Raw genomic sequence first — 7,529 nt, forward strand, 5'->3', positions numbered from 1 at the left:
GATGGAAGGCAGGCCATTTTGGGTGTCATACACTTCATATCCTCCATGGTAGCGGGGTTTGATTACTTGTGAAGGTGAGATATCCGGGATACCATATTTCGTCTCATAAACTTCCTTGGTTCCATCACTTTGATGGTTTGGGAAGGTAGGATTTCCGGAATCCCGTTCTTGTTTTGGTACACATTCAGGGTATTGGGGGCTGTTTGACGGTAGTGCTTGGAAAAATAGACGGGATACCGTTTTGGGTCGGGTATTTCTGGTAAGTCTGGGCTGCAAGGGTCAGGTAGAAGATAAAGGAAACGAGGGTCAGGAATTGGGTTTTTATGGGGGTAAAGTTTGGATTGTAGTCTTCAAGAAACATATTTTTTAGGAATAAGGCTCCTCTCCTATTACTATGTTTCCTAGGCTTTGTTCAAACCGGATTTTTTTGGAGAACTGGGTTTCCCTTATGAAAAGGCATTTGCTACCAGATCACTTTCTAAAACTTAATTGGACTTACTGTAATGGATGGAAAAGATTTAATAGATCTCCTCGATAAAATACTCTTGGGAGATTGCGAAGAAGATTTTCAAATGTTCATGGCACAATTTGACTATAAAACTGTAGCAATAAGCGTTACCGCCAATTGTAAAAGACAGACAACATCATTAATTGGGACCTAATAATCTTTATAGAAAAACAGAAGAGGAAGTAAAGCAAATCCTAATAAATGAATTTTATTCATGTATATTTAACTTAAAATTATAAATAACGACTTGTCCAATCTAATGTGTTCTTTATAGGAACGTCGTGTTGATGTTTTTTGAACAGTTACAATACTTCTTTGTAAAGCTCGGAAATTTCAAAGGCTGATTCAGTTTTCAGTAAAAAGTACAATTATACCGTTTCCATAAAATTTATAGTAAAAGATCTTCAGGTCAATGTTGCCCTTACTGCTGAAGAATTAAACTAGTAAGCAGAAATTTATAAGTGTGCATGTGTCGTACTAAACTAAAAAACCAATGAAAAGAATAGCAGTAAGTTGTATAGTGATAATTTGTTTTCTGCAAGTAAATGTTTGGGCGTTTTCTGCCAAAATGGTTGCTGATAAAAGCCCCAAAGAAATAATAGATGCCTATATCAAGGCAGTGGGTGGATTGGAAAAGATAAATGGGATCAAGAATATGATGATCGTAATGGAAGCTAACCTGCAGGGTATGACCTTGGAGATAAGTTCCACGAGTGATCAGGAAAATAAACGCCTGATGCAACAGACCGCCATGAACGGCAATGTGGTCCAAAAGACGGTCGTCAAGAACGGAAAAGGATATATTTACGCTATGGGTGAACAACAGGAATTGCGGGAGGATCAATTGGACGCAGTGAATGCACAGATCTTTGTTTTCCCGGAGATCCAATATGAAAGTTTAGGTTACACGCTAACTGCCGGGGATATCCAAGACATTGACGGGGAAGCTGCTTACACACTGAATATAGTGACTTCCAAAGGAATAGAGACTACGGAATACTACAGTATCAGTTCAGGATTAAAGCTCCGCACTTCCACCGAACAGGCCGGGGATATTACCTATGGCGATTATGAAGAAGTGGATGGAATCATGATACCTACAAGGATGACCATTTCCAATGCCATGCTTCCAATGCCTATTGAAGCTAGGATGGTGAAAGTTAAATTTAACGAGACACTGGACAGTTCTCTTTTTGATTAAATTAAAAACCTTTTGAATTTTGGCTGCAATGCAGTTCTGGGGTGATAATCCCCTGAAGCATCACCTACAAAGTTTTATTTGGATATCCCCTTCCAATGATTCTAATATGCAATGAATATTGGCCACATCGATAACCCTACGATTTATAGCCTTAGCGTTGTGTTTCAGTTCGAGTAGGGTCATAAGATCATCTCTGCTCATTTCGCCTTCAAGGATAAGAACCTCTCTTTTTGGTTCAGATAATTTTTTTAGATGCCCTACTTGCCCGGTGACTTGCCCCGGTATCATGTGCGATGCTTGCGGAAGGACGCCAAAGCGTGACCAATGCAGGAGGATAATAGCCTAATTTTTCCGTTCCCCTGCCACCCGGCAGTCAAATTCCAAATCCCCTACTCTAATCTGCCTGATTGCCTGCATTTTTCTGGTAGATTGAAAAAATTATTCAGATGTAATTTCAAAAACCATATCCTCCTCAAACATATCCGAAATATTTAAGGTAGGAAGGATAAATTGTTCCAAACCAGATTTTTCAAGTTTGACATGGAGAATTCCTCTCGCTGTACCTATCGTTAAAACAGTTAAATGTGTTAAGAACCCTTTTGGGATAAGTATCCTATTTCTTTCTTTATTTTCAAATTTTAAGAAATCTTCTTCATCTATTGAAAACCCACAAGAAATTTTCAAGATAATGAAAGGGTTTTCTTGGCATTTAAACATAAGGGAGAAATTCACAAATACTGTATGCTCACTAGGATTTATTCCGTAACCATAACCAGTTTCTATTCCTACTGTTTCTTGTTCTTTGAAGCAATTTTTTATAGTCGCAAATTCCTCGGTTGAGATAGACTTGATTGCAAATTTTATGGATGTGTTTGCCATAGTTATGCTGCCATTGAATAACTAGTTTCTCCAGTTACCACTTCACTTTTTTGATTCAATTGATTCGGTCCAACCGCTACCTTTTTGACTTCAGTTGAGATGGAATCAATTTGGTTAATAATTTCCGACTTTTTGAATAAGAATTCATTGTGCTTCATGAAGTTGTTGTAAAAAACAGCCACTTGTTTTTTTGCAACAACCTCATCGGGTTTTAATACTTCAAAAAGACTCTCACCTAAAACCGATTCTATCTTTGCGATACTTTTCAAAGTGAAATTATGAGTACCTTGCATCCATTTACTGATCTCGGACTCCTTTTTACCCATAAGGTTAGCTAGGTCTCTCTGAGTTTTTCCATGTTTTTCCAAAAGCTCATGGATTTTATTGACTACATCAAATGAATGGTCAACAAAACGTTTTACTTCGTCACTGACTTGGATTGATTCAAAAATCTTACTCATATCGGGTTTTTTTGATTGATATAAAATGAAAGATCACCTTCTATCCCTTTTCCTTGGAAATAAATTTGATCATTTTCATTTTTCATTTTTAAAATAAAAGCAACAAGATTCATTAATTCAAAATGTGGTAAAGCATCTGGGCTATTTTGAACAAGCTTTGATTACTTAATGCCTCCATTACCGAGAATTACTATTTCATCTGATACACGTAAACAATATAATCTTAGATTAGATTTTGGTGGTGGTATTGGCAATGCGTTGGCTTTTCTTTCTGGCCTGAAATATCTTTCAAGCGCTCCAAATTCTCTTCCAATTTTTTCAATCCAATATTTAATGGTTTGAACATCTTCTTGGTATTTCTTCTCGTTCATGAATCGCAAAAAGAATTTATCAGTTTCACTATGATCTTCTCCAATTTCATGAATTGTATAGAACATTGTTTTTTTAAAACTGGTATATTCCTTTATTTCAAAGTAACGCTTCACTTTTAAGTTAAGTTTACAAATGTATGTTAAAAATATTTATCTAAACAAATTATTCAGCCATTTATGATAAATGGTAAGTTCCTCTAGATTCCGCCACAATCCCCGCTAAGTGTAATTTGCAATTACACCCTTTCTATCCAAACTATCAAGGTAGCTATCGGAAATAAGGAAAGCAATTTACAGATTTAGTAGGTTATTAAAGTAACTGAAAAAAATTAATTGGATAGGGAAATAATATTAAAATAAGCTGGGAGACAAAGTGTTTGATCATTGTCTCGAAAATATCTTAATATCAACTGAATATCCAAAAATATCTGTTTTGACATGATTTGAAGGTTGTTACATGTCAGATTACGATAATAAGAATCTCACCTTCTTAAAACAAAACTCTCCCCCTACTCATCCTTTTTCTTAATTACAGCAGTCGGAGTGATAGAGGGGATGCCGTTTTTGTTTTGGTACACATCGTAGCCTCCGTGGGTATTGGGTTTGAGGGTCTGATGGGGAACAATTCCGGGAATGCCGTTTTTGTTTTCATAGATATCCAATCCACTGTATGGATTTTCCTTGATGGTCTTGGAAGGGGTGATGGAGGGCAGGCCGTTATGGGTGTCATATATTATTTCATTGCTTGTATTTATAGCTGAGTTAGCGATAAAAGAAACTAAAAAATACTTATTGATGAATTTTATCAAAAAGCAACCATTAAATAAACTCATCTCTTTACCCAATTCTTTTATCTTTGAAAAATGCTTTTTTACCAGGCGGAGCAAGGCCAATAGGTAGAGAAAAGATTTATAGCCTTAATCAAAAATTTTACATCTTGATTAAAAGATAGATGCTTACAAAGGAAGATATATTGAGTATTACCCGGAGTGGAGAAGGCTATAATGCCGAATTCAAAAGTCGGGTGCCCAATAAGCTCAAAGAGCTTTCGGAAGAGATTTGTGCTTTTGCAAATGCTGCCGGTGGTGTATTGCTTCTAGGTATAGATGATAACAACAATATTATTGGTGCTTCCATCGATAATACCAAACTATCAGCCATCCAAAATTCTTTGAATGAAATCAACCCTCACTTACCTACTGAATTGTATAAGGTAGAGGTGGATGGAAAAGATGTTTGGGTTATAGAAGTCAATTCAGGAAAGCAGAAACCCTATGCCCTTTCAGGTGCCATTTACGTGAGGCAAGGCCCCAATTCTCAAAAATTAACAACAGTCGAACAGATGCGGGACTTTTTTCAACAATCGGACAGGATTTATTTTGATGAAGCCCCTTGTGCCGAATTTGATCTCAGAGAGGATATTGACCATGAATGGTTTGAAGAATTTAGAATAGAGGCCAAACTATCAAAGGTGCGAATTGAATTGGTAGAGCAGGTGGGTTCTGGAATTAGCAGAATGAGGGATGCCATGATTCGAGCGGAACTTCCAGAACCTGACTTTAAAACAGAGGGTATGTTCACCATAATCTTTAAAAGATCCAAAAGTTCGGGGAAAAGTTCGGGGAAAAGTTCGGGTACAGATTGGGAGGAAATTAAGAACATGCTTCAGAAAAAATCTCAAAGAAAATTAAGTAAAAATTCCTTGAAAATATTGGAAATGGTTTTCCATTCATCAGAAGTCACTATTCCCGAAATGGCAAAAAAGCTGAAAATAACCGAAAGAGCCATTGAAAAAAACATTCAAAAGTTAAAAGAAAACCAATTGCTTGAAAGAGAAGAAAGTAACCGGGCAGGCTATTGGCGATTGTTGATAGATTTGGAAAGTTAAAAACTAAAGGTATTTACAATATATATGTCAGTAAGAATTTGACTTTCTTCCACAGGACTGTGGAGAAAAACTGTGGAAGAAACTGTGAAGAAAATATTGAATGTGATAAAGGAAAATCCGAAAATCACAGCAAAAGAAACCCAAGGAATAACAGGCTTGTCAAGAAGAGGGGTTGAATATCAATTAGATGAACTCTAAAAAGAAAAACTCATTGAAAGAATTGGATCTGACAGAGGCGGAGAATGGAGAATCCTGAATAGAAAATAGAATCCTTTTGAAATTGTTTTGGCCTTATTTAAGGTAAAGAGAAATATCAATGAAATGATATAAATTCGGGAAAGAGTTCGGGAAAAAAATCCCTGCTAATTAACCATTAAGCTTTTCATTTCTATGTAATCCCTCTTTATGATTAATCCCCCCTACTCATCCTTTTTCTTAATCAAAGCAGTCGGAGTGATGGAGGGAATACCATTTTTGTTTTGGTACACATCGTAGCCTCCGTGGGTATTGGGTTTGAGGGTCTGATTATTCCGGGGATGCCGTTTTTGTTTTCATAGATATCCAATCCACCATAATGATTTTCCTTGATGGTCTTGGAAGGGGTGATGGAGGGCAGGCCATTTTGGGTGTCATACACTTCATATCCTCCATGGTAATATTGCGGAAGCAGGTACTTTTCAGCTGCACAAAAAAGCCGTTATGGGCAGCTTCAAAAGATCAGTATAGCGAAGAGTTTCTTTGATCATTCTTCATAGTAGTAGGAATAGTCGATACCTTTCATAAACATTTCCCTGTCATGAATTTTCGTTGTCAGTGCGGTTTCTATCAGTTGCTTTAATATGCTGCTGTCAACTGTACTGATAATCATTGCGTTCATATAATCCTCTTTTCTTATTTTACTCCAGTCCACACATTTTTTACCGTCAGCAGCTGTTAATTTGAGTTGGGTAGTGGTACTAACCAACTGACTGTTTTGTTTCTTCAACTTGGCCTTTAGGTATTTCCAATAGTTGCGGGTTTTGGTATAATTCGGTTCTTCATTCAGAACCCCAACAATATCCAACACACTAAATCTCCAATGGGAATGTTCATCATCCCAAATAGCCCTAACCTCTTGGTCATTAAAAAAGCGGATGGATATTTTCATTTGTTCTGCTTTAAATATAGACAATTCAAGAGTCTAACTGTAAATATTATTTGAATACTATGTGCCTAATCCTATTTAAATTGACAACATACCTGTCTATTTGTCTATGTTATTCCTTGATGGTCTGGGAAGGGGTGATGGAGGGAAGGCCATTATGGGTGTCATATATTTTTACATTGCTAGTTTGCATGGCTGATTCAGTAATAAAAGAAAATAAAAAACACTTATAGATGAATTTTTTCAATAAGCAACCTAAAAATTAACCAATCACTTTCCCCAATTCTTTTATCTTTGAGAAATGCTTTTTTCAATCAGATTGTAAATGAAGGAATCCAAACTCACCCTCTCCCAACTCGAACAATACCTTTCCAAAGCTGCATGGATCTTAAAAGGTCCGGTGGATGCATCGGATTTTAAAGTGTATATTTTTCCCTTGCTGTTTTTCAAACGGCTTTCTGATGTCTATGATGAGGAATATCAGCAGGCCTTGGAAGAATCAGGAGGTGATATTGAATATGCCATGCTCCCCGAATTCCATAGGTTTGAAGTGCCTATTGGCTGTCATTGGAATGATGTGAGGCAGACCACAACCAATGTGGGGCAAGCGATCGAAAAAGCTTTCAGAGGAATAGAACAGGCCAATCAGGAATTGCTTTATGGTATCTTTGGAGATGCGCAATGGAGTAATAAGAACAAACTTTCTGATAGATTGCTGATTGATCTGATTGAGCATTTTTCACAATACAACCTTTCCAACTCACTGGTAGAACCGGATATCCTTGGGCAAGCTTACGAGTATTTGATCAAGCACTTTGCTGACTTGACCAATAAGAAAGCAGGGGAATTCTATACTCCTCGATCTGTAGTTCATTTATTGGGATTGATCTTGGATCCACATGAGGGGGAAAGTGTTTATGATCCTGCTTGTGGCACAGGTGGTATGTTGTTGGAATGTGTGGATCACCTACGGGAAGCTGGGGAAGATTACAGAACGCTGACGCTTTATGGGCAGGAGAAAAATCTTACTTCCAGTTCCATCGCAAGAATGAATATGTTCCTGCATGGCATAGAAGA

General features: G+C 37.1%; 11 protein-coding genes. 4 read left to right on the plus strand and 7 right to left on the minus strand.

The window, feature by feature from the left end:
• Positions 1 to 276 (minus strand): hypothetical protein (locus tag ACEW8U_RS06095; protein WP_373521150.1); only part of this gene is annotated, 276 nt, incomplete at its 3' end.
• Between the two features lie 725 nt (positions 277 to 1,001).
• On the opposite strand from ACEW8U_RS06095, the gene ACEW8U_RS06100 reads away from it, so the two are divergent.
• Positions 1,002 to 1,709, plus strand: a complete 708-nt coding sequence (locus tag ACEW8U_RS06100) for a peptidase, M16 family protein (RefSeq protein ID WP_373521151.1) — start codon at positions 1,002 to 1,004, stop codon at positions 1,707 to 1,709.
• Between the two features lie 438 nt (positions 1,710 to 2,147).
• On the opposite strand, the gene ACEW8U_RS06105 is transcribed toward ACEW8U_RS06100, so the two are convergent.
• From ACEW8U_RS06105 to ACEW8U_RS06120, 4 genes are all read right to left on the minus strand, one after another.
• Positions 2,148 to 2,588 carry a hypothetical protein gene (locus tag ACEW8U_RS06105; protein ID WP_373521152.1) on the minus strand — a complete coding sequence of 147 codons (441 nt, stop codon included), beginning with the start codon at positions 2,586 to 2,588 and terminating at the stop codon, positions 2,148 to 2,150.
• 2 nt (positions 2,589 to 2,590) lie between these two features.
• A complete protein-coding gene (locus tag ACEW8U_RS06110) occupies positions 2,591 to 3,049 on the minus strand; it encodes a multiprotein-bridging factor 1 family protein (protein WP_373521153.1) in 459 nt (152 codons plus the stop codon).
• 161 nt (positions 3,050 to 3,210) lie between these two features.
• Positions 3,211 to 3,534 carry a hypothetical protein gene (locus ACEW8U_RS06115; RefSeq protein ID WP_373521154.1) on the minus strand — a complete coding sequence of 108 codons (324 nt, stop codon included), beginning with the start codon at positions 3,532 to 3,534 and terminating at the stop codon, positions 3,211 to 3,213.
• A gap of 395 nt (positions 3,535 to 3,929) precedes the next feature.
• Complete coding sequence (locus tag ACEW8U_RS06120; protein WP_373521155.1) at positions 3,930 to 4,229, minus strand: hypothetical protein; 300 nt, start codon at positions 4,227 to 4,229, stop codon at positions 3,930 to 3,932.
• 143 nt (positions 4,230 to 4,372) lie between these two features.
• Here ACEW8U_RS06120 and ACEW8U_RS06125 point away from each other — a divergent pair, with 143 nt between their 5' ends.
• Positions 4,373 to 5,308, plus strand: coding sequence for an RNA-binding domain-containing protein (locus ACEW8U_RS06125; protein ID WP_373521156.1), 936 nt, complete (start codon positions 4,373 to 4,375; stop codon positions 5,306 to 5,308).
• Between the two features lie 84 nt (positions 5,309 to 5,392).
• Positions 5,393 to 5,506, plus strand: a complete 114-nt coding sequence (locus tag ACEW8U_RS06130) for a winged helix-turn-helix domain-containing protein (protein ID WP_373521157.1) — start codon at positions 5,393 to 5,395, stop codon at positions 5,504 to 5,506.
• Between the two features lie 241 nt (positions 5,507 to 5,747).
• Here ACEW8U_RS06130 and ACEW8U_RS06135 read toward each other — a convergent pair whose 3' ends face one another.
• A complete protein-coding gene (locus ACEW8U_RS06135; RefSeq protein WP_373521158.1) occupies positions 5,748 to 5,945 on the minus strand; it encodes a hypothetical protein in 198 nt (65 codons plus the stop codon).
• 105 nt (positions 5,946 to 6,050) lie between these two features.
• Positions 6,051 to 6,455, minus strand: a complete 405-nt coding sequence (locus ACEW8U_RS06140) for a hypothetical protein (RefSeq protein ID WP_373521159.1) — start codon at positions 6,453 to 6,455, stop codon at positions 6,051 to 6,053.
• A 322-nt stretch (positions 6,456 to 6,777) separates the two neighbouring features.
• Between ACEW8U_RS06140 and ACEW8U_RS06145 the strand changes: the two genes are divergently transcribed.
• Positions 6,778 to 7,529: N-6 DNA methylase (locus ACEW8U_RS06145; RefSeq protein WP_373521160.1), on the plus strand; the 752-nt coding region annotated here is incomplete at its 3' end.

This window comes from Aquiflexum sp., assembly GCF_041751335.1.
Classification (GTDB): Bacteria; Bacteroidota; Bacteroidia; order Cytophagales; family Cyclobacteriaceae; genus Aquiflexum.